This is a genomic window from Kitasatospora sp. NPDC001119 (assembly GCF_053598475.1).
Map to the genome: position 1 here is coordinate 29,364 of NZ_JBSFKI010000015.1, position 25,922 is coordinate 55,285.

The 25,922-nt window shown below is 74.0% G+C and carries 1 protein-coding gene (only partly in view); it reads right to left on the reverse strand.

The window, feature by feature from the left end; all coding sequences use genetic code 11:
• Positions 1-25,922 carry the 3' portion of an EndoU domain-containing protein gene (locus ACWDD9_RS19880; protein WP_449812173.1) on the reverse strand. It continues 1,660 nt past the right edge of the window, so 25,922 of the gene's 27,582 nt are visible here — the last part of the coding sequence; its start codon lies off the right edge, out of view — the gene reads right to left on this strand; it ends in the stop codon at positions 1-3.

Here is a 25,922-nt window from a genome sequence, read left to right on the forward strand (position 1 = left end):
CTACAGGCCGCGCAGGGCATGGCGCACCGTCCTCACGTCGAAGCAGTCGTCGCGGACGACGTGGGCCTCGTGGAAGATCCGGCCGGCGAGGAACTCGAGGTCCCCGTCGCCCGTCGGCACGCCCAGCAGGCGGCGCACGTCCTGGCCGATCAGCCGGTCGGCCAGTTCGTTCACCAGGGAGTTGGCCTCGTGCAGCGGGGTGGTCGCGGTGATCCGCGTCCGCGTCCGCGCGATCCTGGCCAGGACGTCCCGCACGGCGGCCCCGGTCGGGTCCGGCAGGGCGGAGACGGCGTCCCGCAGGCCGTCCAGGGACCGCTCGACCGCGGCCGGGTCCGGTGCGGGGTCGCGCAGCGGCTCCAGCAGGTCCAGCAGGGCGGCGGCCAGCTCGGCCCGGGCCTGCTCCGCCGCGGCGGCCTCCTCCCCCGGGTCCGCCGAGGAGCCGTGGAGGACGTACCCGGCCCGGAGCAGCAGTCGGGCGTCCTCCTCGTGCGGGAGTTCGGCGAACAGCTCCGACGGCAGGGCCGCCACCAGCGCGTCCGCCTCGGCCAGCAGGTCCGCCGCCACGTGCTCGGGGGCGAGCCACTCCCGCAGCATCGGCAGCAGCCGGCCGCGCTCCTGGCGGTAGGCGCGGTTGAGCAGTGCGCGGACGGTGTCCCAGGGGATCCGGGACTCCCGCGGGTCCGACGGCGAACCGGCCCGGACGGCCGAACTCGCGTACGGGGGGCGGCCGGTGAGGCCGGTCCCGTCGAACCGCAGGCCCCCCAGCGCGGGCAGCGGCGGCGGCCCGGCGGGGACCACCGGCGGCGGGGTCGCGGACGCCGGGGCGGAGCCGGTGGTGGCCGGGGAGGCCAGGACGGCCGGGGCCGCACCGAAGGCCGCCGGCGGCCGCACCGGCGGCGCCGCGTCCGGGGTGACCGGGGCGACCGGGGCCGCCTCCACGACGGTCGGCTGCTCCTGCTCCGGCTCGACGGCCTCGTGCGGCCTGTCGTCCCCGGCCCCCTGGAGCTGCCGCCCGGTGGCCGGGCGCAGCGCCATGAGTGCCGGCGGCTGCTGCCCGGCGGGGCGCGGTCGGCGCTGGTTCTCGAAGGTCTGGCCCGGCGTGCCCGCGAAGCGGACGATCCGGCCGTCCTCCAGCGTCACCCGGAGTACCACCCCGGCGAACCGCCCGGTGACCGTGCCCGTCCGCCCGTCCCCGAGCTCGGCCAGGTGCTCCCGCGCGACCATGCGCGCCGCGTGCCCGCCCTCGGCGGCCGTCCACGCGGTGGGCAGTCCCCCGGGCCTCTCGGCTCCCTCGGCCCGCTCGTCCGCGAGGGCGAGCGCGCGAGCGAGGGCCGGGTCGAGGGCCGGCGCGTCGATGCCCGCCGCCTCCAGGTCCTGGAGGCGGGTACGGGTAGCCGGGCGCTCGCCCGTGCCCGGGGTCACCGGGGTGAGCAGCGGCGGCTCCGGCGCCGGCGTGCCGTGCAGTCCGGCGACCAGTTCCTCGGCCTCCTCCAGCCGCGACCGCAGCTGCCGCACGAAGGCGCTCGGGAAGGACGAGACCGGCGGCATCGCCTCCGGGCCGTCCGCCTCGGGGACGAACCGGAGCCGGATGCGGACCGGCCGGCCGCCGGGCTGAGCCGTGGCCGGGAACAGCTCCGCGGCCTGCTCGTCGGCGAGCCGCTGGAGCCCGGCCCGCTCCTCGGCGGTCAGGTCGCCGTGGTCCCGCACCTGGACGACCAGTTCGGTGTCCGGCAGGCCGGCCCCGCCCGGCCGTACGCGGCGGTAGCCGATGGAGTAGTCGACGTCGTCCCGCACCAGGGGACGCTCCCAGACCGGGACCGCCCCGGCCCCGGTCTCCCGACGGGACCGCTGCCAGTCGGTGGGCCGGTGGACGAGGTGCCGCCCGTCCCGGGTGACGCCCTCGATCCACACGTCGTGGGCCACCCCGACCCAGCGCACGGCGCCGTCCGGCAGCACCTCCTCGAACAGCCTTTCCTGGTAGGCCCGGTCGACCCGCTCCAGGACGTCCTCGGACACCCAGGACTCGGGGTAGAAGGTCCGGGCCTCCTGGTTCTCGGGGCGGCGCCACCGGGACGGGAACTCGCTCAGCGGCGCGCCCGGCGCGATCCCCGGGTCCAGGAAGTACACCGGCGCCCGGTAGGTGCCGTTGGCCCGCGGCGGCCGGACCGGCCCGAGGTGCAGGCCGTGGTCCGCCGGGTCCACCGCGAGGGCCCCGCGGAGCCGGGCGCGGTGGTGGAAGCCGGTGAGGGTGTGCCGGTCGCCGTAGCGGTTGAGGTCCTCGACCCGGTGGCCGAAGGGCAGCGTGGCGGGCTCGGGCGCGGGGGCCGTCGCGGTGAGCCCGGACTGGTCCTCGGCGGGGCGGAAGGAGATGAACTCCCCCGACCGGATCCGGCCTTCGATGCGCACGCCGTCGTACTCGCCGACCCAGCGCTGCGCGAGGTCTCCGCGCCCGCTGATCCCGCCGGTGCGGCGGGCGTGCAGGTAGGCCTGCCGCGCCGCGTACACCGCGTCCTCGGCCGTCCAGTGCGCGGGGAACATCGTCCGGTACCGGTCCAGCGCCGCTTCGCCCGCGTCGGCGCGGTACGTGCCGTTGGGGTTCTCCGCGCCGACCCGGGGCAGCCTGCGCCGCCCCGACTCCGCCGGCGGGGTCAGGTACCCGCCCGTCCGGTCCGGCCCGTCGAAGAGCGCGGTCCGCAGCGCGTCCTCGCCGAAGGCGGCCCGCACCGGGAACTCCCCGGCCGGCACCGGCCGGAGGTCCGTTCCGAAGACCCGGTCGAGGACCGCGCCCAGCTCGTTCAGGTTGTGCGGCCGGAGCGAGACCACCGGGTTCGTGACGCCCAGCTCCACCGGGTGCCCGGCGTCGTACCAGACCCGGCCGTAGATGTCGCTCCCGGGCGCGGTCATCAGACCGAACTCCGGGTGGACGGGCCGCGGGCCGGCCCCTTGGCGCCGGTACTCGTCGGCCAGGCCGAGCAGGTGGCCGACCTCGTGGCCGATCACCCTCGGCGGGGAGTCCACGCCCCAGTGCTGGGCGTGCTCCTGGGAGGTGTAGGAGCGCACCTCGACGACGTGGTGGGCGCTCTCCCGGTCGACGAACCGGATCGCGACCTCCAGCAGGCTGCCGTCGGGCAGCCGCAGCCCCTGGCCGAAGACGTCCCGGACGCCCGCCTCGGCGTTGAGCCGCACCCGGTCGAGGCCCCGCTCGGTCTCGGCGCGGCTGCCCACCAGGCCGTCGTCCTCCAGGTGGACCCTCACTGTCAGGACGGTCCTGGTGTCCCCGTCGGAGTCCACCACCCGCCGGACCTCGTACGACTGGATGAACTGGGCCTGGAGCGAGCGCAGGAACCGACGGACCGGCGGACGCACCTCCGCCGTGGCCAGCACCCGTACCGGCTCGGCCGGTTCGGTCGCGTCGAAGCGCTGCCCCGGCTCGGCCCAGTAGTCGATGATCTGCCGGTTGCGGACCAGCAGCCTGATCCGGACGTCACCGTACGCGCCGGTGACGATCTCGTCCCCGTTGCGTCCCCTCGCCGCGCCGTTCTGCTGCTCGTACACCCACAGGGCCGCGTGGCGGGTCTGCTCCCGGGTCCATTCCGGGGGCAGCCCGGTGCCGCCCTCCCGCCTGGCCTGCTCGCCGAACACGCGCAGCTGGTCCGGGGTGAGCACCGGGGCCCCGTCGAGCGACGGGACGTCGACCGCGCCGGCGCCCGGCGCGTGGGCGGGCGCCACCAGGCCGCGCTGGTCGGCGGCCGGGCGGAAGGCGGTGACCGTCCCGTCCTCGTCCGACCTGCCCTCGATCCGGACGCCCTCGTACACGCCCTGCCAGAAGATCCCGTTCTCGGTCACCTGGAAGGTCTCGTTGCGGACCGCGTCGACGGCCGCCTGCTCGACGGCGTACCGGGCCTCGGCGGCGGTCCAGTGCTCGGGGAACAGGGTGCGCCGGCCCGCGCCGGTCTCCACCAGCAGGGTGCCGTTGGCGTGACGGCGCACCAGCTCCAGCTGTTCGGCCCCCTCCTCGCCGATGGCCGACGGCAGGTGGCCGCCCCGCGTCCCGACGGCCGGGCCGAGTTCGGCCTCCAGGACGCCGTCGGCGAACTCCGTCCGGGGCGACTCGCCGTCCTCGGTGTCGTGCCCGAGGCGGCCCAGCCGGTCGTCCGCGAGCTCGCCGAGTTCGCGCAGGACGCGCACCGACGGTGCCGGGACGACGTGGGTCGTGCCGCCGCCCGCGTACTCCGTGACGGAGATGCCGAAGGCCCGGCCCAGCTGGTGGACCAGCGCGTCCCGGGAGATCTCCAGGTGCCAGTTCCCGGCGTCCTGGGCGACGCTCCGCTCGTGCAGGAGCACCGTCCGGTGCGGATCGCCGGTGGCGTCCACGAACTCCACCCGCACCAGCAGCGGGGTGCCGTCCGGGAGCCTGGTGCGGTTGTCGAACCGCGCGGCGGCGTCCCGGATCCGCGCGCCCAGCGCGGCGACCCTGGCCCGGGCGTCCTCCCCGGTCAGGCCGGAGCCGTCCAGGTGGACGCGCAGGACGAGGACGGTGACGTCCTCGCCGCCCGGTACGAGCGGGCCGCGCCGGAGCTCGAACGGCTGCGCCGCCGGGTCGTCCGGTACGGCCTCGGCCGAGGCGTGGCCCGGCAGCAGCGCCGTCGCCGGGTCCTGCGCCGGCTGCGGGATCGCGCCGGCGGGCGCGGAGGACGAGGACGACGACGAGGAGGAGGACTCGGGGGCGTGGCGCGGGCCGGTCGGGAAGACCAGGCCCTGGCCGGACGGCTCGGGGACGGCCTTGGTGAACTGGGCCGGGACACTCCGGTCCGGCAGGCCGCGGAAGTCCACGATCCGCCCGTTCTCGGTCCGGACCTCGATCGGGACGCCGTTGAAGCGGCCCTTCACGAGCTCGCGCCGCCGGCCGCGCCAGCCGGCGAGCACCTGGAGCGCCGCGTACCTGCCCTCGCCCGGCGTCCAGCCGGTCGGCAGTCCCCGCCCGGCGTTCCCCGCGAGCGTCGGGGCGAAGGCCCCGTCGATCATCCACTGCTGCCCCGCCATCTCGGTGACGGTGGCCGGGCGGGTGCCCGTTCCGGGCTCCGCGGGCTCGGTCAGCTCCGGTTCGACGAGCGCCCGCTGTCCGTACCCGGCCTGCGCCCTGGCGGTGGCCGTGGCCGGGCCCGCGCTGCCCGCGACCGTCGCGGAGAACCCGGGCGTCAACGCCCCGGCCACACCGGGCAGGAGCACGTCCAGCCCGGCGCCGTCGGGGAGGGAGTCCGCCCCGGCCACCGCGCCCGGAAGGGCGTCCGCCTCCGTGTCGACGAAGTCGAGGGTCAGCAGGACCGGCGGGTCGCCGGCGGCGCGGTGCTGCCGGACGAAGTCGTCGGCGGCCCGCTGGAGCCGCTTGCGGGCGTCCGCGACCGCCGCGGGCGTGGCGCCCGCCGCGACCCGCAGGTGCACCGGTGCCGAGACCTCGATGCCCAGCTGTCCGTCCACCGTCCGGACGCGGCGGCCGCGCAGGCCGGGCCCGGTGGACCCGTCCGCCGCCGGGGGCGCGTACCAGTCGGTGAGCGGCTGCCGGGCGGTCGGACGGTGCGTCAGGTGCCGGCCGTCCCGGGTGATCCCCTCGATCCGCACGCCGTCGGCCTCGCCCACCCATCGCACGGCGCCGGAGTCCAGCGGCTCGGAGGTGTGCCGGGCCGCGTACGCCCGCTCCACGGCGGACAGGACGCGCGACGGCGTCCACGCCTTCGGGTAGAGGGTGTGGGTCTCCCCGTCCGCGTGCTGGTGCCACCGCGACGGGAACTTCGCCATCGGGGCGCCGGGGGTCACGGCCGCGTCGAGGAACCAGACGTCGGCCCGGTAGGTGCCGTTGTCGTTCTCCGCGAGCACCGAGCCCACCTTGACGCCGTGCGCCGTGGCGGCCGCCCTCTCCGGCTCGGCGTGGACGCCGGTGAGGGTCTGCCGGTCGCCGTACCGGACGAGGTCCTCGACCCGGGCGCCGAAGGCCCCACCGGTCGGGCGCCACGGCATGTACGCCGGGGTGTCCAGCCCGCTCTGGTCGTCGGAGGGACGGAAGGAGACGAACTCCCCCGCCCGGATCCGGCCCTCGATCCGCACCCCGCCGTACTCGCCGACCCAGTGGTGGGAGTGCAGGCCGGTCGCGGTGACCCCGCCGGTGCGCAGGGCGTGCTGGTACGCCTGCTCGGCGGCGTACACCGCGTCGTCCGCCGTCCAGTGCTCGGGGAACACCGTCCGGTTCCGGCGCGGGCCGGGCAGGTCGCCGGCCAGGGCGCCGACCTGCGTGGCCGCCGCGTCGGCGGGCCCGCCGACCACCTTGAACGTCCCGTTGCGCTCCTGCGACCCCGGCACCCGCTCCGGCCGGGGGCGCGTCGACCCCCGCGGCGGCACCAGGTGGCCGTCCCGCCCGCCCGGACCGCCGTACAGGGCGCGCCGCAGCACCTCCTCGCGGAACCGGGCCCGGGTCGGCGCGTCGCCGACCGGCGTCGGGCCGCGGTCCTCGCCGAAGGCCTCGTCCACCACCCCGCCGAGCTGCCGCAGGTTGCGGGCGGCCGGCGGCGCGAAGGGGGCGAGGATCTCCAGCGGGCCCTCGTGGAGGTGGTTCATGTCCAGCCAGGGGCGTCCGAACCGGTCGGTCTGGCGGCCGCCCATGATCCCGCTGTCGTCCGGATGGATCGGCCGGGGCGTGGAACCCGCCTCCCGGTACTCGTCGTCCAGGCCGAGCAGGTGGCCGATCTCGTGGGCGATCGTCCGCGCCTCGATGTTCAGGCCCCAGGTCCGGTGGTTGGCCCGGTCCTGGCGCTCCCGGACGGCGACCGTGTGGTGCGCCGTGGACCGGTCGGGGACGAACTCGACCTCGACCCGCAGCAGATCACCGCTGGGCAGCCGCTGCCCGGTGTTGTAGACCTTCTCGACCCCCTCCCGGCCCGCCTCTCGGAGAGCCTCCACGGCCGCGGCCGTCGGCCCGTCCGCGAGGTCCAGCTTCGCTTCGAGGTCCAGGTACAGCCGGACGGTCAGCACCGTCTCGGTGTCCCCGTCCGGCAGCCGGACCCGGCGGGCGTCGAAGGACTCCAGCTCCCGGGCGGTGATGGCCCGGATGAAGGCGTCCTGCGGCGGCCTGACCTCCTGCGCGGGGACCAGCACCGCCTCGCCGCCGGCCACCGGGGCGGTCAGCTGCGGCCGCAGCTTCTGGTGCGGCTCGCCCCAGACGTCGGTGATGACGCCGTCCTCGACCCGGACGTTCAGCCGCACCCCGGCGAACCGGCCGCGGCGGACCTCGGGGGCCGGACGGCCCGCGGCCGCCTCGCCGACGACCTCGGCCGTCCCCGTCCGCAGCACGTGGTGGGCGGCGTACCGGGCCTCGGCGGTGCCCCACTCCGGGGGCAGCCCCCGGCCGGGGCGGTCCCAGGCCGGAGCCGTGAACGACGGGCGCAGCCCGGCCGTCCAGTCCCCGCCGACGTGGACCTCCCGCACCGGCGGGGACTTGCGCAGCTGCGTCCCCGTCACGAACTCCAGGTCGACCGTTCCGGCCGCCTCCCTGAACTGCCGCGGCAGCACCTGCGCCAGGGCCGGCACCGCGCCCGGCGCGACCGGGAGCGTGGTGACGCCGTCGCCCGCCTCCTCGGTGAACTCCACGCCCACGGTCAGCAGCCGGTCGAAGGCCCCGACCTGCTGCCCGGCCGTGAAGGCGGCCATGAGCGTCCGCACCTGCTGCCGCACCGCGTCCAGCTCGGCGGGCGTCATGCCCGCGGACGGCTCCAGGTGCAGCCGGACGGTGAACTCGAAGCCGTCCTGCCCGCTGTCGAACCGCACCCGCTGGAGCAGTACGCCCGGGTACCCGAACAGGTCGACCCGGTCGCCCCGGCCGACCACCGCCTCCTCCTGCCACGCCGCGTACGGCGCGGGGGAGTTGGGGAGCGGGTGGTGGTACAGGATGTAGCCCTGCTGGTCCAGGACCGCCTCGACCCACAGGCTCCCGGACCAGCCGACCGCCCGGTCCAGGCCGTCCGGCCCCGGCGCGACGCTCGGATTGTTCCGCATCGCCGCCTGGACGTGCCGCAGGACCGTGTCGGCGCTCCAGTCCTCCGGGTAGTACGTCCACTCCGGCGCCGCCACCGGCCGCTGCCAGGCGGCCGGGAACCGCGTGATCGGCGCCCCCGGGACCGCCGTCGGCTTCAGCTGCCAGCCGCCGTGGTCCCGCACCACCCCGTTGGGGTCGGTCTGCGGGCCCGGGCCGGGGCGCGGCGTACGGTCGGGGCGGAGCGGCTCGGCCGCCGTCCCCTGGGCGGTCGTGAACGGCTGCCAGCCGGGGAAGTTCGCCGGGTCCGTCGCCGCGGGCGGCTGCGGCGCGGCCTGCTGCTGGGGCATGCCGCGAGTCGGCGCGGTGGTGCCGGCCGTCGTGCCGTCGGTGCCGTCGGTCGGCGCGTGGAACTGCCGGCCGGGTGCCTGACCGGCCTGGCCGTCGGCCGTCTCCTCCTGTCCGGTCGTCTCCTCCTCTTCGGTCACCTGCTGCTGCCCCGCCGGTGCCGCGGTGGGCACCGTCGCGGCGGGCGGCGGCACGTCCTCGGGCCGCAGCATGCGCACCCGTTCGACGCCCGGCCTGGGCTTGGCCTCCTCCACCCTGACCAGCAGGCTGTCGGACCACGGCGGGAGGACGACCGGAGTGCCGACCGGCTTCGTCGCGCCGTCGTACTTCTGGACGGTGCGCCACTGCACCCGCTCCCGCAGCTCGGGATGCCGGGCCAGGAAGCCGATCACCGTGTCCCAGAGCAGGTCGGGCCGCGGGTGCCGGGCGACCCGCGCGGCCACCTCGCTCAGCGCCAGCTTCCCGCTCTGGTAGGAGAGTTCGCGGATCAGCGTGTTGATGATGCGACGGGCCGCCAGCAGCGTGGCCTCGCGGTCGGGCACCTCGGGCAACTGGACGGCCGCCGCCGGCCGCTCCCGCGGCACCCAGGTGTTCCCGGTGCCGATCTCGAAGATCTCCGAGGGGACCAGCGGGAGCGCTTCAGGGCCGTCGAGCCCCAGGCCGTGCGCCAGGTCCGCCCAGATGTTGACACCGGTCCCGCTCAGGTAGAGGACCGCGTTCTTCTCCCCGTCGTCCGTGTGGCGCTGCGCCTCGGCGGGGACCTTCCCCACCCACTCCTCCGCCTCCTCGAACTCCTCGGCGGTGATGTGCGCCCGGTCGCGGGACTGGAAGTACATCCCGCGGACGGTGTTCTCGTGCGAGCTGCGCAGGTAGTTACGGCGCAGCACCTCCAGGTGCTGCTCCACACCCGGGTGCCTGGCCGGGGCGATCAGCACCGCGTTCGCCATGCCCGCGTTGCCGACCTTGGCGACGGCGAAGCTCCGCCGGGCGTTGACGATCCGCTCGACCACCGGGGCGGGGTCGGCCTGGAGCCGGTTGTCGCCGTCGGTGTAGACCCCGCCGAACCGGCGGAGGACCTCCAGTCGCAGGATGTCGCTGGCCGAGGCGTACCCCTGCCCCAGACCCTTGGCGGTCTCCATCTTGTAGGCCGCTTCGAGGCCCATCGGAGCCTCGGCCGAGAACACCTCGTCGACGTTGACCAGCACCACGTTCCCGTGCGGTCGGGTCCCCGCCCACGCCACCATGGCGCGAATGGTGGCGAGTTCGGGCGTGTCCCGGTCCGTCTCCGCGGCCGCCCTGGCCTCGGCGACCCGCGCACGGGTGACGTCCGTCCAGATCACATGGGTGAATCCCTGGCCGAGACCGTCGGCCGAGTCCTGCACGTTGGTCATGAACGGACCGGTGTGCTCGTTGTCCATCGACAGCGGGCCGCCCAGCCAGATCGAGTGCACCAGGCGGGGAATCCGCACCCGCTTCCGCCCGAACGCCGGACCGGTACTCCGCGACATCGTCTGGAACCGTCCGGACTCGACGACCGAACCCTGCTCCAGGCCCAGGGCCTCCGGGGCGAGCCCCTCGGCCGTCGGCGCCGTTCCGCTCGCCAGGTCCAGCGCCCGGAAGAACGCCACCCGGGACTCGGACTTCAACTTCCGGTAGTCGTACCCCTGGAGGAACTCCGGGGCGGCCGGGACGACCCGGTCACCGAACACGTCCGGACCCAGCAGACCCACCGGCGCCACCGACGCCTGCGGAACCCCGGGCATCAGGCCGATCAGCTCGTCGATCAACTCCTGCGCCGTGAACGGCGCCTCCGGCTGGACGACGGTCGACACCTGCGCCTGGGTCGACCCCGATCCCTCGCCCTGGTTCCCGGGGTACTGGGGCTGCCGCGACCGCGCGATCGCCTCCTCCAGATCAAGCCGCTCCAGGTCGTCCAGGTCCTCCTCGGCGGCCTCGTCGACCCTGCCCTTGCCCTTGTCCGTACGGGAGTTCGCGGCCGGGAGCTCGCCCTCCTCCTCGCCCTCGACGTCCGTCTCCTCGACGCCCGTCATCGCGACGTCCGTCGAACTCTGCGACGGCACCAGGGGAACGCTGGCACGCGAAACCGGGCCCGCCTCGGAAGCGCCCATCGACTCGTCCGAGACCTGGACGGTCTCAACGCCGTTCGGGGTGAAGCGGATCCAGACACCCGGCGTGCCGTCGGCCGCCGGGTACATCAGGAAGCCCGCATCAGCGTCCAGGTCGGTCGACAGCGCCGCGATCTTCCCCGTCGGCGCCCACACCACCCGACCGGTAGCGTTCGCCACCTCCTGCGCCAGCGACAACCCGCCGTCCGAAGCGGGCAGCGCCGCATCGCACGCGGCCAGCACGATCTCGTCACCCACCGCCAACTGCTGAATGCTGGGCCTGCGCCGCAACGTCCGGGCCAGACCCGTCGCCGTGACCTTCACCGTACCGACCGGACCGGACAGCGGCAGCACCGCGAAGTCCCGGTTGCCGTGCAGCAGCGCGAGATAGCGCCGCCCACCGCCAGTGCCCCACGGCACCTTCCGGTACCCCGTGACCTCACGCCCCTGCCTGTCGACCTCCAGCAGCCACCGCCGCCCCAGGTCGAAGTTCCTCAACACCTCACGCCGCTGCGCGAGTTCGTCCTCCGTGTGGAACGCCCGACCCTGCGGAAGGCCCGAACCCGGCGCCGCGATCGTCAGACTCCGGACATCACCCAACCGCACACTGCCGCCACCGACCAGCGGCAGCTCCAGGTCCACATCCCACAACTCACCCGGCTCGACCGTGTCCGGCACCTCCGGCACACCGACCACCGGCGTCTCGGAGTCCGACGCCGAGCCCCCGGACTGGTCCGCCATCGGACGGGAACGCCCGAACAGGTTCTTCCAGCGCGACGGAGCCGAGGACTTGACCTTGGACCACAGGGCGTCGAGGCCCCCCTGCACCTCGCGCAGGGCCCCGAGTGCGGCGGCCAACTGCTCCTGCTCCTCCGGCAGCAGTCGCTCCAGCCCGTTCGGCGGCTCGGCCACCTGCGCGGTCGCGACCTTGTCCCGTTCGCCCCCGTACGCCCGGTGCAAGCGCTGCCGCAGGCTCAGGGCCAACTCGTAGGCGTCCACCAGCCTCCGCCCGAGGCTCGGCGACAGCACCTTCCCCTCGATCAGCTCCTGCAACCGATCGCCGGTGCTGAGCCGCCACGGCGTCTCCGGCTTCGCCACCGCCCGGTACGCGGCATAGAGGTGCCGCGTGGCGACCGTCAACTGCCGCATGAAGTCGGCCTTGACGTCCACGCTGGTCACCTGCGCCAGCGCCTCCGGGCGCTGGAGGTCGGCGAACGCCTCCCGCAGGGCGAGCCACTCCACCTCGGGGGCGATGCGGCCGCCGCGCTCCTCCGTGAACCTCCGGAAGAGCTCCCGCTGGCCCTCGCTCGACGTGACGGCGGCGAGGGCCCCGGTGAGCTGCGCCAGCTCGATCAGCCGGGTGTCGTGCATGACACCGTGCTTGGGCCCCGGCTCATCTCCCGGAGCGGCGAGCGAGAACTCCAGGACGGCCTCCGGGTCGAAGACCGCCAGATTGGGGTTGAACCACATGGTGTCGGCCTGGAACGGTGCCGGCACCGTCCCGTTCACCGGCAGGAACGCGCGCGCCAGGTCCAGCCAGCCCGCCGCCAGGTTGGTCAGCGACCCCAGCCACACCGCGTCCGCCTGGGAGCCGAGCAGCCCGAAGTCCAGGTCGGCGGCCGGCGTCAGGTCCGTGCGACCGTAGCCCGCCACCGCCACCACCGCGTACGGCGCCGTCGGAACGCCCCGCATCGACTCACGGGCCCACACGACCGCATCCGTGAGAATCCCGTCGGCGAACGCGGTCAACCGCCGGGCGAGGTCACGCGGAGACTCCCCCGCGACCGTCACCGGCACCTCGTCCCGGATCTGCTGTGCCGCGAGGAGGGCCGTCAGCAACAGCGCCACCATCGGCTGCTCACCCGGCCGCAGACCGTCCCGCAACGCCTGCGCCAGCAACCGGAGCACATCCAGACGCTGCGCCTGCGCCAGGCCGGCGAACGGCTGCTGGAAAGCACCCATCTGCAACGCCCGGCCGACGCCCTGCCGGTCCTCCGCACTCGCACCACTCGCGTCCAGCGCAGCAGCCAGGTCGTCCAGGCGCGCGCCGATCGCGGCCCGCTCCCCCTCACCCTCGCCTGCGGCGACCAACTGCTCGCGGGCCCGGTCCAGGTCGGTCACCGCCGGGACCACGCCGTCGACGGACTGAGTCGGTACCTGGAGCAACCCCGCCACGGCCCCCGTCGCGGCGGGCGGCGGCACCTCCTCGGGCGCCACCATGCGCACCCGCTCGACATCCGACCCGGCGGTGACCCCCGCCACCTGCCCGGACTCGGGCACCAGGAGACCGGCGGACCACGGCGGGAGCGCCACCGGCTGGTCGGCCGGCCCGGTTCCCGCGCCGACCTTCCGGACGGTGCGCCACCGCACCAGGTCCCGCAGCTCGGGGTGCCGGGCCAGGAACCCGATCACCGTGTCCCACAGCAGCTCGGGCCGCGGGTGCCGGGCGACCCTCGCCGCCACCTCGCTCAGCGCCAACTTGCCGTTCTGGTACACCAGTTCACGGATCAGCGTGTTGATGATGCGACGGGCCGCCAGCAGCGTCGCCGCGCGGTCGGGCACCTCGGGCAACTGGACGCCCGCCACAGCCGACGGCCTCGGCGGCACCCAGGTGTTCCCGACCCCGATCTCGAACACGCCCCGCTCGACCACGGGAAGCGCACCGGGGCCGCTGAGCCCCAGGCCGTGCGCCAGGTCCGCCCAGATGTTGACACCGGTCCCGCTCAGGTGGAGGACCGCGTTCTTCTCGTTCTCCTCCGTGTGGTTCTGGACCCAGACCGGGGGCCCCGCCACCACGTCCGCCTGCTGGAAGTTGGCCTCGGTGTTGTCCTCCTGCCCCCGGGGCCGGAAGTACTCCCCGCGGAAGGTGTTCTGGTGCGAGGTGCGCTGGTAGTTGCTTCGCAGCACCCTGAGGTGCTCCTGCACGGCCGTGTTCCCGGCCGGGGCGATCAGCACCGCGTTCGCCAGGCCGCCCCTGGCGGTCGTGCCGTTCCTGGCGCCCGGCGCATCCGCCAGACTGGCCGTGGCGACGGCGAAGTGCCGCTTGGAGTCGGCGATCCTCCTGACCTCGGGAACGGGGTTCTTCAACAGCCGGTTGTCGCCGTCGGTGTAGACCCCGCCGAACCGGTCCAGGACCTCCAGCCGCAGGATGTCGCTCGCCGAGGCGTACCCCTGCCCCAACCCCTTGGCGGTCTCCATCTTGTAGGCCGCTTCGAGGCTCATCGGCGCCTCGGCCGAGAAGACCTCGTCGACGTTGACCAGCACCACGTTCCGGTGCGTCCGGCTCCTCGCCCACGCCACCATGGCGCGTACGGTGGCGAGTTCGGGCGTGTCGCCGTCCGTCCCCAGGGCCGCCGCGGCCTCGGCGACCCGCGCACGGGTGACGTCCGTCCAGATCACATGGGTGAACTCCCGGCCGAGACCGTCGGCCGATTCCTGCACGTTCGCCATGAAGGGGCCGGTGTGCGCGTTGCCCGCCGACAACGGACCGCCCAGCCAGATCGAGTGCACCAGCTGCGGAATGCGCACCCGCTTCGGCAGGTGCATCGACCCCGACCTGCGACGCACCGTCTGGAGCGCCCCGGACTCGATGACGGACTCCGGGTCCTGGCCCAGGGCCTTCGGGGCGAGCCCCTCGGCCGTCGGCGTCGCCGCCTCGCTCGCCAGGTCCAGCGCCCGGAAGAACGCCGTCCGGGACTCCGACTTCAACTGGCCGTAGCCGTACCCCTGGAGGAACTCCGGGGCGGGCGGGACCACCCGGTCGCCGAACAGGTCCGGCCCCAGCATGGCCTCCAGCGGATCCGCGGGCGCCGCCGGCGCCTGCGGGCCGCCGGGCATCAGGCTGACCAGCTCGTCGATCAACTCCTGGGCGGTGAACGGTGGTTCCGGCGCCTGCGCCTGGGTCGACCCTTCTCCCTGATTCTCGGGGAGCTGGGGCTGCTCCTCCACAACGTCCGTCGTCGCGACGCCCGTCGAGCTCTGGGACGGCACCTGGGGAGCCGTGCCACGCGACACCGGGCCCGCCTCGGAAGCGCCCACCGACTCGCCCGAGGCCTGGGCGGACTCAACGCCGTTCGGGGTGAAGCGGATCCAGGCACCCGGTGTACCGTCGGCGGCCGGATACATCAGGAACCCGGCGTCCGCGTCCAGGTCGGTCGACAGCGCCGCGATCTTCCCCGTCGGCGCCCACACCACCCGACCGGTAGCGTTCGCCACCTCCTGCGCCAGCGAGGGCCCGCCGTCCGAGGCCGGCAGCGCCGCGTCGCACGCGGCCAGCACGATCTCGTCACCCGCCGCCAGTTGCTGGACACTCGGCCGGCGCCGCAGCGTCCGGGCCAGCCCCGCCGCAGTGACCTTCACCGTGCCGACCGGACCGGACAGCGGCAGCACCGCGAAGTCCCGGTTCCCGTGCACCAACGCGAGGTAGCGCCGCCCACCCGTTCCCCACGGCACCTTCCGGTACCCGGTGACCTCCTGGCCCTGCCCGTCGACCTCCAGCAGCCACCGCCGCCCCAGGTCGAAACTCCTCAACACCTCACGCCGCTGCGTGAGTTCGTCCTCCGTGTGGAACGCCCGACCCTGCGGCAGACCCGTCCCCGGCGCCACGATGGTCAAGCTCTGGACGTCACCGAGGCGCACACTGCCGCCACCGACCAGCGGCAGCTCCAGATCCGCGTCCCACAACTCGGCCGGCTCGACCGTGTCCGGCACCAGGCCGACGGACTGGTCCGCCACCGGACGGCGCCCGAACAGGTTCTTCCAGCGCGACGGAGCCTGGGCCGGGGGCCTGACCTTGACCCACAGGGCGTCGAGGCTCCCCTCCAGCTCACGCAGGGCCCCGAGCGCGACGGCCAACTGCTCCTGCTCCTGCGGCAGCAGGCGCTCCAGCCCGTTCGGCGGCTCGGCCACCTGTGCCGTCGCGACCTCGTCCCGCTCACCCCCGTACGCCTGGTGCAACCGCTGCCGCAGGCTCAGGCCCAGCACATAGGCGTCCACCAGCTGTCGGCCGAGCGGCCCCGACAGCACCTTCCCCGCGATCAGCTCCTCCAGCCGCTCGCCGGTGCTGAGCCGCCACGGCGTCTCCGGCTTCGCCACCGCCCGGTACGCGGCATACAGGTGCCGTGTGGCGACGGTCAGTTGGCGCATCAAGCCGGTCTTGACGTTGACGCTGTTCACCTGCGCCAGCGCCTCCGGACGCGGGAGGCCGGCGAACGCCTCCCGCAGGGCGGCCCACTCCACCTCGGGGTCGAGGCGCAGGCCCCGCTCCTCCGTGAACGTCCGGAAGAGCTCCCGCTGGCCCTCCCGCGACGTGACGGCCGCGAGGGCACCGGGCAGCGGCGCCAGCTCGATCAGCCGCGTGTCGTGCATGACACCGTGTGTGGGCCCCGGCTCACCTCCCGGACCGGCGAGCGCGAACTCCAGCACGGCCTCCGGGTCGAAGACCACCAGGTTGGGGTTGAACCACAGGATGTCGGCCTGGAACGGCGCCGACACCGTCCCGTTCACCGGCAGGAACTGGCGGGCCAGGTCCAGCCAGCCCGCCGCCAGCTTGGTCAGCGACTCCAGCCACACCGCGTCCTGCTGGGAACCGAGCAGACCGAAGTCCAGGTCGGCGGCCGGCGTCAGATCGGTACGGCCGTAACCGGCCACCGCCACCACCGCGTACGGCGCGGTGGCCTCACCCCGCATCGACTCACGGGCCCAGGCGACCGCGTCCGCCATGATGCCGTCGGCGAACCCGGTCAACCGCCTGGCGAGGTCACGCGGGGACTCCCCCGCGGCCGCCACCGGCACCTCGTCCCGGATCTGCTGAGCCGCGAGGAGCACCGTCACCAGCAGCGCCACCATCGGCTGCGCCCCGGGCCGCAGACCGTCCAGCAGGGCCTGGGCCAGCAGCTGGAGCACGCCCAGACGCTGCGTCTGCCCCAGGTCGGCGAACGCCTGCTGGAAGGGCCCCATCTGCAAGGCCGTGCCGACGCCCTGCCGGTCCTCCGCGCTCGCACCGCTCCCGTCCAAGGCCGCGACCAGCCGGTCCAGGCCCGCACCGATCGCGGCCCGCTCCCCCGCATCCGCACCCACGGCGACCAGCAGTTCACGGGCCCGGTCCAGCTCGGACTGCTCCTGAACGACGGTCTCCACCACCGTGGCGACGCCGTCGACGGACTGGGTGGGAACCTGGAGCAGCCCCGCCGCGGGTACCGTCGAGGCGGGCGGCGCCACAGTCTCGGGCGCCACCATGCGCACCCGCTCGACGCCCGCCCTGGGCTTGGCCTCCTCCACCCTGACCAGCAGGCTGTCGGACCACGGCGGGAGGACGACCGGACTGCCGGTCGGCTTCGTCGCCCCGTCAAGCTTCTGGACGGTGCGCCACTGCACCCGTTCCCGCAGCTCGGGGTGGTGCGCCAGGAAGCCGATCACCGTGTCCCAGAGCAGATCGGGCCGCGGGTGCCGGGCGACCCGCGCGGCCACCTCGCTCAGCGCCAGCTTCCCGCTCTGGTACGAGAGTTCGCGGATCAGCGTGTTGATGATGCGACGGGCCGCCAGCAGCGTCGCCTCGCGGTCGGGCACCTCGGGCAGCTGGACGGCCGCCACCGGCTGCTCCCGCGGCACCCAGGTGTTCCCGGTGCCGATCTCGAAGATCTCCGAGGTGACCAGCGGGAGTGCGTCGGGGCCCTTGAGCCCCAGGCCGTGCGCCAGGTCCGCCCAGATGTTGACACCGGTCCCGCTCAGGTACAGGACCGCGTTCTTCTCCCCGTCGTCCGTGTGGCGCGTCGGCTCGCCAGGGTCCGTCTTCACCCACGTCTTCGCCTCCCGGAAGTCGGCACCGGAAATGTGCGACGGCTTCCGGGACTGGAAGTACACCCCGCGGACGGTGTTCTCGTTCGAGCGGCGCAGGTAGTTGCGGCGCAGCACCTCCAGGTGCTGCCGCACGGCCCGGTGTCCGGCCGGGGAGATCAGCACCGCGTTCGCCAGGCCGCCCTTGGAGGTCCGGGTGCTCTTTGCGAACCCGGTGGTCGTACCGGTCGTGGCGCTCGGCACCGTGGTCGCGGCACTGGCCCTGGCGACGGCGAAGCCCTGCTCGGACTCGACGATCCGCCGGACCTCCCGGTCCAGGTCCTTCAACAGGCGGTTGTCGCCATCGGTGTAGACCCCGCCGAACCGGTTCAGGACCTCCAGCCGCAGGATGTCGCTCGCCGAGGCGTACCCCTGCCCCAGGCCCTTGGCGGTCTCCATCTTGAAGGCTGCTTCGAGGCCCATCGGCGCCTCGGCCGAGAAGACCTCGTCGACGTTGACCAGCACCACGTTCCGGTTCGGCCGGCTCCTCGCCCACTCCACCATGGCCCACACGGTGGCGAGTTCAGCCGGGACGTCGTCCGTCCCCGCGGCCGCTGCGGCCTTGGCCTCGGCGACCCGCGCACGGGTGACGTCCGTCCAGATCACATGCGTGAACCCCTCGCCGAGACCGTCCGCCGAGTGCTGCACATTGGTCATGAAGGGACCGGTGTGCTCGTTGTCCATCGACAGCGGGCCACCCAGCCAGATCGAGTGCACCAGCCGCGGAATGCGCACCGGCTTCGGCAGGTGAATCGGGCCCGACCTGCGCGGCATCGTCTGGGACTGGTCGGACTCGACGACCGACCCCGAGTGCAGGCCCAGGGTATCCGGGGTGAGCTCCTGGGCGGTCGGCGCGGTCTCGCGCGCCAGGTCCAGCGCCCGGAGGTACCCCACCCGGGACCGCGACTTCAACTTCCGGTAGTCGTAACCCCGGAGGAACTCCGGCGCGGCCGGGACGATCCGGTCGCCGAACACGTCCGGACCCAGCAGACCCACCGGCGCCACCGACGCCTGCGGAGCCCCGGGCATCAGGTCGATCAGCTCGTTGATCAACTCCTGTGCCGTGAAGGGCGCCTCCGGTTGCATGACGGTCGACACCTGGGCCTGGACAGACCCCGACCCCTCGCCCTGGTTCCCGGGGTGCTGGGGCTGCTGCGACCACGCGAACCCCTCCGCCGGATCCAGCTCTTCCAGGTCGTCCAGTTCCTCCAGGTCGTCCGCGTCCTCCTCGGACTCGGACTGTTCCTCCTCGGAGTCCTCGACGCCCGTCATCACGACGCCCGTCGAACTCTGCGACGGTGCCAGCGGAGCCGTGCCACGCGGCACCGGGCCCACCTCGGACACGCCCGCCGGGTGCGACTCCTCCGAATCCTGGGAGGGATCGACACCATTGGGCGTGAAGCGGATCCAGGCACCCGGGGTGCCGTCGGCGGCCGGGTACATCAGGAAGCCCGCGTCCGCGTCCAGGTCGGTCGACAGCGCCGCGATCTTCCCCGTCGGCGCCCACACCACCCGGCCCGTCGCGTCCGCAACCTCCTGCGCCAACGACGGCCCGCCATCCGAAGCAGGCAGCGCCGCGTCACAGGCGGCCAGCACGATCTCGTCACCCGCCGCCAACTGCTGGATACTCGGCCTGCGCCGCAAGGTCCGGGCCAGACCCGTCGCCGTGACCTTCACCGTACCGACCGGACCCGACAGCGGCAGCACCGCGAAGTCCCGGTTCCCGTGCAGCAGCGCGAGGTAACGCCGACCGCCCGTCCCCCACGGCACCTTCCGGTACCCCGTGACCACACGTCCCTGCCCGTCGACCTCCAGCAGCCACCGCCGCCCCAGGTCGAAGTTCCGCAACACCTCACGCCGCTGCGCGAGTTCGTCCTCCGTGTGGAACGCCCGACCCTGCGGCAGACCCGTCTCCGGCGCCACGATGGTCAGACTCTGCACATCACCGAGGCGCACACTGCCGCCACCGACCAGCGGCAGCTCCAGATCCGCGTCCCACAACTCACCCGGCTCGACCGTGTCCGGCACCAGGCCGACGGACTGGTCCGCCACCGGACGGCGCCCGAACAGGGTCTTCCAGCGCGACGGCGCCGAGGACTGAACCTTGGACCACAGGGCGCCGAGGCTCCCCTGCACCTCGTGCAGCACCCCGATCGCGGCCGCCAACTGCTCCTGCTCCTGCGGCAGCAGACGCTCCAGCCCGTTCGGCGGCTCGGCCACCTGTGCCGTCGCGACCTCGTCCCGCTCACCCCCGTACGCCTGGTGCAACCGCTGCCGCAGGCTCAGGCCCAGCACATAGGCGTCCACCAGCTGTCGGCCGAGCGGCCCCGACAGCACCTTCCCCGCGATCAGCTCCTCCAGCCGCTCGCCGGTGCTGAGCCGCCACGGCGTCTCCGGCTTCGCCACCGCCCGGTACGCGGCATACAGGTGCCGTGTGGCGACGGTCAGTTGGCGCATCAAGCCGGTCTTGACGTTGACGCTGTTCACCTGCGCCAGCGCCTCCGGACGCGGGAGGCCGGCGAACGCCTCCCGCAGGGCGGCCCACTCCACCTCGGCGTCGCCGCGCCCGCTCCGCTCCTGGGCGAACCTCCGGAAGAGCTCCCGCTGGCCCTCGTGCGACGTGACGGCGGCGAGGGCGCCGGTGAGCGGCGCCAGCTCGATCAGCCGGGTGTCGTGCATGACACCGTGCTTGGGCGTCAGCTCGTCCGCCGAAGCGGCGAGCGCGTGCTCCAGCACGGCCTCCGGGTCGAAGACCGCCAGGTTGGGGTTGAACCACATGATGTCGGCCTGGAACGGCGCCGCCGCCGACCCGTTCACCGGCAGGAACTGGCGGGCCAGGTCCAGCCAGCCGGCCGCCAGGTTGGTCAGCGACCGCAGCCAGGCCGCGTCCGCCTGGACGCCGAGCAGACCGAAGTCCAGGTCGGCGGCCGGCGTCAGATCGGTACGGCCGTAGCCCGCCACCGCCACCACCGCGTACGGCGCGGTCGGAGCCCCCCGCATCGACTCACGGGCCCAGGCGACCGCGCCCGCGAGGATCCCGTCGGCGAACGTGGTCAACCGCCTGGCGAGATCACGCGGGGACTCCCCCTCGGCCGCCACCGGCACCTCGTCCCGGATCTGCTGAGCCGCGAGGAGCACTGTCACCAGCAGCGCCAGCATCGGCTGCGCGCCGGGCTCCAGCCCGTCCCGCAGCGCCTGCGCCAGCAGCCGGAGCACCTCCAGACGCTGCGCCTGGCCCAGCCCGGCGAACGCCTGCTGGAAGGAACCCATCTGCAAGGCCGTGCCGACACCCTGCCGGTCCTCCGCACTCGCACCGATCTCGTCCAGCGCCGCGACCAGGTCGTCCAGGCGCGCACCGGTCGCGGCCTGCTCCTCCGCCCCCGCGCCCACGGCGACCAGCTGTTCGCGGGCCCGGTCCAGGTCGGTCACCGCCGGGACCACACCGTCGACGGCCTGGGTGGGGACCTGGAGCACCCCCGTCGCGGCGGGCGGCGGCACCTCCTCGGGCGCCAGCATGCGCACCCGCTCGACACCCCGCCCGGTCTTGATCCCCTCGACCTCCCCTGGCTCGGGCACCAGGAGGCCGGCGGACCACGGCGGGAGCGGAACCGGGGCGCCGATCGGCCTCGTCCCCGCGTCGTACTTCTGGACGGTGCGCCACTGCACCCGCGTCCGCAGCTCGGGGTGGCCGGCCAGGAAGCCGATCACCGTGTCCCACAGCAACTCGGGCTGCGGGTGCCGGGCGACCCTCGCCGCCACCTCACTCAGAGCCAACTTGCCGTTCTGGTAGGAGAGTTCGCGGATCAGCGTGTTGATGATGTTCCGGGCCGCCAGCAGTGTCGCCGCGCGGTCGGGCGCCTCGGGCTGCTGGTCGCCCTCCGCCGGCTCCGCCTCCGCGGCCGGCTGCTCGCGCGGCACCCAGGTGTTCCCAACCCCGATCTCGAACACACCCGGCTCGACCACCGGGAGCCTGCCGGGGCCCTTGAGCCCCAGGCCGTGCGCCAGGTCCGCCCAGATGTTGATGCCGGTCCCGCTCAGATAGAGGACCGCGTTCTTGTCCCGCTCCTCCGTGTGGCCCTGCACCCAGACGGGGTCCTCCCCCGCCATCTTGTCCGCCTCGCGGAAGTCGGTCTTGGACACGGACATCCGGTCCAGGTACTGGAAGTAGCCTCCGCGGACGGTGTTCTCGTGCGAGCTGCGCAGGTAGTTGCGGCGCAGCACCTCCAGGTGCTGCCGCACGGCGCGGTGCCCGGCCGGGGCGATCAGCACCGCGTTCGCCATGCCGGCGTTGCCGACCTTGGCGACGGCGAAGCCCTGGTCGGATTCGACGATCCGCCGAACCGCCGGGGTGGGGTCGGTCCGGAGGCGGTTGTCGCCGTCGGTGTAGATCCCGCCGAACCGGCCGAGGACCTCCAGTCGCAGGATGTCGCTCGCCGAGGCGTACCCCTGCCCGAGGCGCTTCGCCGTCTCCATCTTGTAGGCCGCTTCGAGGCCCATCGGCGCCTCGGCCGAGAAGACCTCGTCGACGTTGACCAGCACCACGTTCCCGCGCGGCCGGGTCCCCGCCCACGTCACCATCGCCCGTACGGTGGCGAGTTCGGGCGTGTCGTCGCCCGTCCCCTCGGCCGCCCTGGCCTCGGCGACCCGGGCACGGGTGACATCCGTCCAGATCACATGGGTGAACTCCTGGCCCGGACCGTCCGCCGAGTCCTGCACATTGGTCATGAACGGACCCGTGTGCTCGTTGTCCGCCGACAGCGGACCACCCAGCCAGATCGAGTGCACCAGCCGCGGAATGCGCACCCACTTCCGCAGAAACCCCGAACCGGTACTCCGCGACATCGTCCGGATCCCACTGGACTCGACGACCGACTCCGGGTGCTGGCCCAGCGTCTCCGGGGCGAGCCCCTCGGCCGTCGGCGCGGTCGCGCGCGCCAGGTCCAGCGCCCGGAAGAACGCCACCCGGGACTCCGACTTCAACTGCCGGTAGTCGTAGCCCTGGAGGAACTCCGGAGCGGGCGGAACGACCCGGTCACCGAACACGTCCGGACCCAGCAGACCCGCCGGCGCCTGGGGAACCCCGGGCATCAGGCCGACCAGCTCGTCGATCAACTCCTGCGCCGTGAACGGCGCCTCCGGCTGCGCGACGACGGGCACCTCCGGCTGAGTCGACGCCGACCCCTCCGCCGGGGAGACCTCGTCGAGGGCCTGCGTGGGGACCTGGAGGAGCTTCGCCTTGGCCTCGGGCGTCAGCGCCGCCCCGGTCCGGCTCCCGGACGCGGCCGACGCCGAGGTGATCGGACCCCCGCCCCCGCTCGGCTCCTGCCGGAGCCGCGTCGACAGCTCGATCGCCGCCGCCAGCTCGCGGGCCTCCCGGGCCTCCATCTGCGCCCAGGTCTCGTCCGGGTTCGGAGCCCGCAGAACCGTGATCTCCTCCTCGGGCTCCTTCACGACGGCCTCGACGGGCTTGCCGGGCTTGCCGGCCTCGACAGTCTCAACCGGCTCGACGGCCAGGCCCTTGCCCTTGCCCCCGACCGGTCCGGTCTTCGAGACCGGGGACGCCTCGGCCTCGAAGGCGACCCTCCCGCCGGGCCGCTCCGGAAGGTTCCGGGGGAACCTCGGCATGAGGCCCTGCCGAGCCAACGAGCCCACGTTGATGCCGAGTTCGCGCGCCAGCTCGTGCCAGACCTCGGCCTCGGCGGCCACCAGGTGGGGTGCCAGGTAGCGGTCCATCGCCTCGAAGTCCGCCGGCCCCGTGTACTCGCGCATGGGCTTGCGCAACGCGGCATCGGCCCGCTGGGTGATCCGGGCCCTGGCCTCGGCGAAGGAGATCTCCCCGATCGTCCCGGAGTTCCCACCCGACTTGTCCCGCAGGTCCTGCAACAGCTCCTGCCACCGGGCGTCCTCGGCGGCCGCCGCCTCCGCTCGCCGGCGGTCGGCCCGGGCCTCGGCCTCCGCGACCTGCGCCTTCGTCCGCTCGGACGCCTCCCGCTCGGCAGCGGCCCGCTCCCGCCGCTCCGCGGCCACCTCCGCCCGCCGCTCCGCCTGCTTCTCCGCCGCCTGGCGCGCCTCCTCGGCACGCTGCTCCGCCAGCTTCCGGGTCTCCGGATCCTGCCGCTTGTGCTCCAGCCAGCGGTCCATGACCTCCGCGTGCTTCTGCGCCGTCAGCCGGGCCTCCTCGCCCCGCACCTCCGGCGAAGGCTTCTCCGGCACCCGGGGCCGGGCAGCCGATCCGGCGCCGGGCTTCTCCACCGCCGCCGCATCGGCCTCGGCCTTGGGCGTCACCCAAGCCTTCCCCGCGGCCTCCCGCTTCGCCGCGGCCTCCCGCATCTCCGACGACGCCGCCGACTCCGACGGCGACTTGACCCGCTCCGACGAAGCCGAACCCCCCACCGCCGCACCGGACTTCTCGGACGCCCCAGCAGGCTCCTCGCCCTTGGGCGTCACCCAAGCCTTCCCCGCGGCCTCCCGCTTCGCCGCGGCCTCCCGCATCTCCGAAGACGCCGCCGACTCCGACGGCGACTTGACCCGCTCCGACGAACCCGAACCCCCCACCGCCGCACCGGACTTCTCGGACGCCCCAGCAGGCTCCTCACCCTTGGGCGTCACCCAAGCCTTCCCCGCAGCCTCCCGCTTCGCCGCGGCCTCCCGCTTGTCCGTCAACTCCGCCGACGACTTGACCCGCTCCGACGAAGCCGAACCCCCCACCGCCGCACCGGACTTCTCGGACGCCCCAGCAGGCTCCTCACCCTTGGGCGTCACCCAAGCCTTCCCCGCAGCCTCCCGCTTCGCCGCGGCCTCCCGCTTGTCCGTCAACTCCGCCGACGACTTGACCCGCTCCGACGAACCCGAACCCTCAACCCCCGCACCGGACTTCGCCTTCGCCCCCGCGTTGCCGGCCTCGGGCCCCGCACCCGCCTTCGCCGCTGCCGCCGCATCGACCTCGGCCTTGGCCTTGGCGATCCGGGCGTTCGCCGCGGTCTCCTGCTTCGCCGCCAGCTCCGACTGCGGACCCCGGCTGTTCGTCGATGTCTCCGCGTTCGGGAACTCCTGCTGGGATCCGCTCCGCGGGCCGGTTCGGTTCGACGCTCCGGCGTCCTCGGAGACCCGCGGACCCTCGCCGAGACGATCGCCCCGGCCGGAGAAGGGTTCCGTCTTGCTCACGGGCTTCTCGGTGGACGATCCGACCTTGGTCGAGCCGCCCGCCCCCGATTCGGTCGGCTTGGCCTCGGTGACGGTCTTCACGTTGGAGCCGCCGGGTCGCATCCCCGACTCCGAGGTGCTGCTCCTCGGCCCCGCCCCGTCCTGGGGGCCATCGGCGAGGGTCCTCACCTTCTCGGGACCGAACGGCCGCACGGTGGGCTTCTTCGGCGCCGAGCCCTCGGACTTCGTCGTCGTCCCCTCCTGCCGGCCGTTCTGCCGCGTCTGGTCCGGGGTGGGCCGGTCCCCCTTGCCCGGGGCCGTGCTCTCGGAGGGCGTCTGCTTCGACCCGTCGGTGCCGCCCTCGTGCTCCCTCGGCGAGGGGGTGTCCGCGTCCCCCGACTTCTTGAGGTCGTCCATGGTCGTCGACCTGCGGTCGCCCGAGTCCCGGGACACCCACTTCTCACCGGGCTTGCCGTCCAACCTGGACCCGGTGCCCCGGTCGACCAGCGGCTTCTCCTTCGGCGACCCACCCTTCACCGGACCATCCGCCGGCAGGTCGTTCACGGTCATCGACCTGCGATCGCCCGAGTCCCGGGACACCCACTTCTCACCGGGCTTCCCGTCCAACGTGGACCCGGTGCCCCGGTCGACCAGCGGCTTCTCCTTCGGCGACCCGCCCTTCACCGGACCATCCGCCGGCAGGTCGTTCACGGTCATCGACCTGCGATCAGCCGAATCCCGAGACACCCACTTCTCACCGGGCTTGCCGTCCAACGTGGACCCGGTGCCCCGGTCGACCAGCGGCTTCTCCTTCGGCGACCCGCCCTTCACCGGACCATCCGCCGGCAGGTCGTCCATGGTCATCGACCTGCGATCAGCCGAATCCCGAGACACCCACTTCTCACCGGGCTTCCCGTCCAACGTGGACCCGGTGCCCCGGTCGACCAGCGGCTTCTCCCCCGACGATCCGCCCTTCGCCGAGCCGCCCGCCCCGTGTTCGCTCGGGAGGTCGTTGAGGGTCCTCACGTTGGAACTGCCGGGTCGCATCCCCGGTTCCGGGGCGCCACTCTTCGGCCCCGCCCCCTCCGGGGGGAGGTCGGCGATGGTCATCACCTTCCTGGCACCGAACGGCCGCGTCGAGGGCTTCTTCGACGCCACACCCTCCGACTTCCCGGTCGTCCCCTCCTGCTGGCCGTTCTGCCGGGTCTGCTCCGAGGTCGGCCGGTCCCCCTTGCCCGGGGCCGTGCTCTCGGAGGTGGTCTGCTTCGTCCCGTTGGTGCCGCCCTCGTGCTCCCGCGCCGAGGAGGCGGTCGACTGCCGGTTGCTGTTCTCCGGTGCCTGGGGCTCCAGTTCCCTCGGCAGGGGCTTCTGCCCCCCGGTCGACTGGTTGGTCCGCTCGTTGCCCTTGGGCGCGGAACCGGAGGAGCCGCCGGACTTTCCGTTGTCCCGCA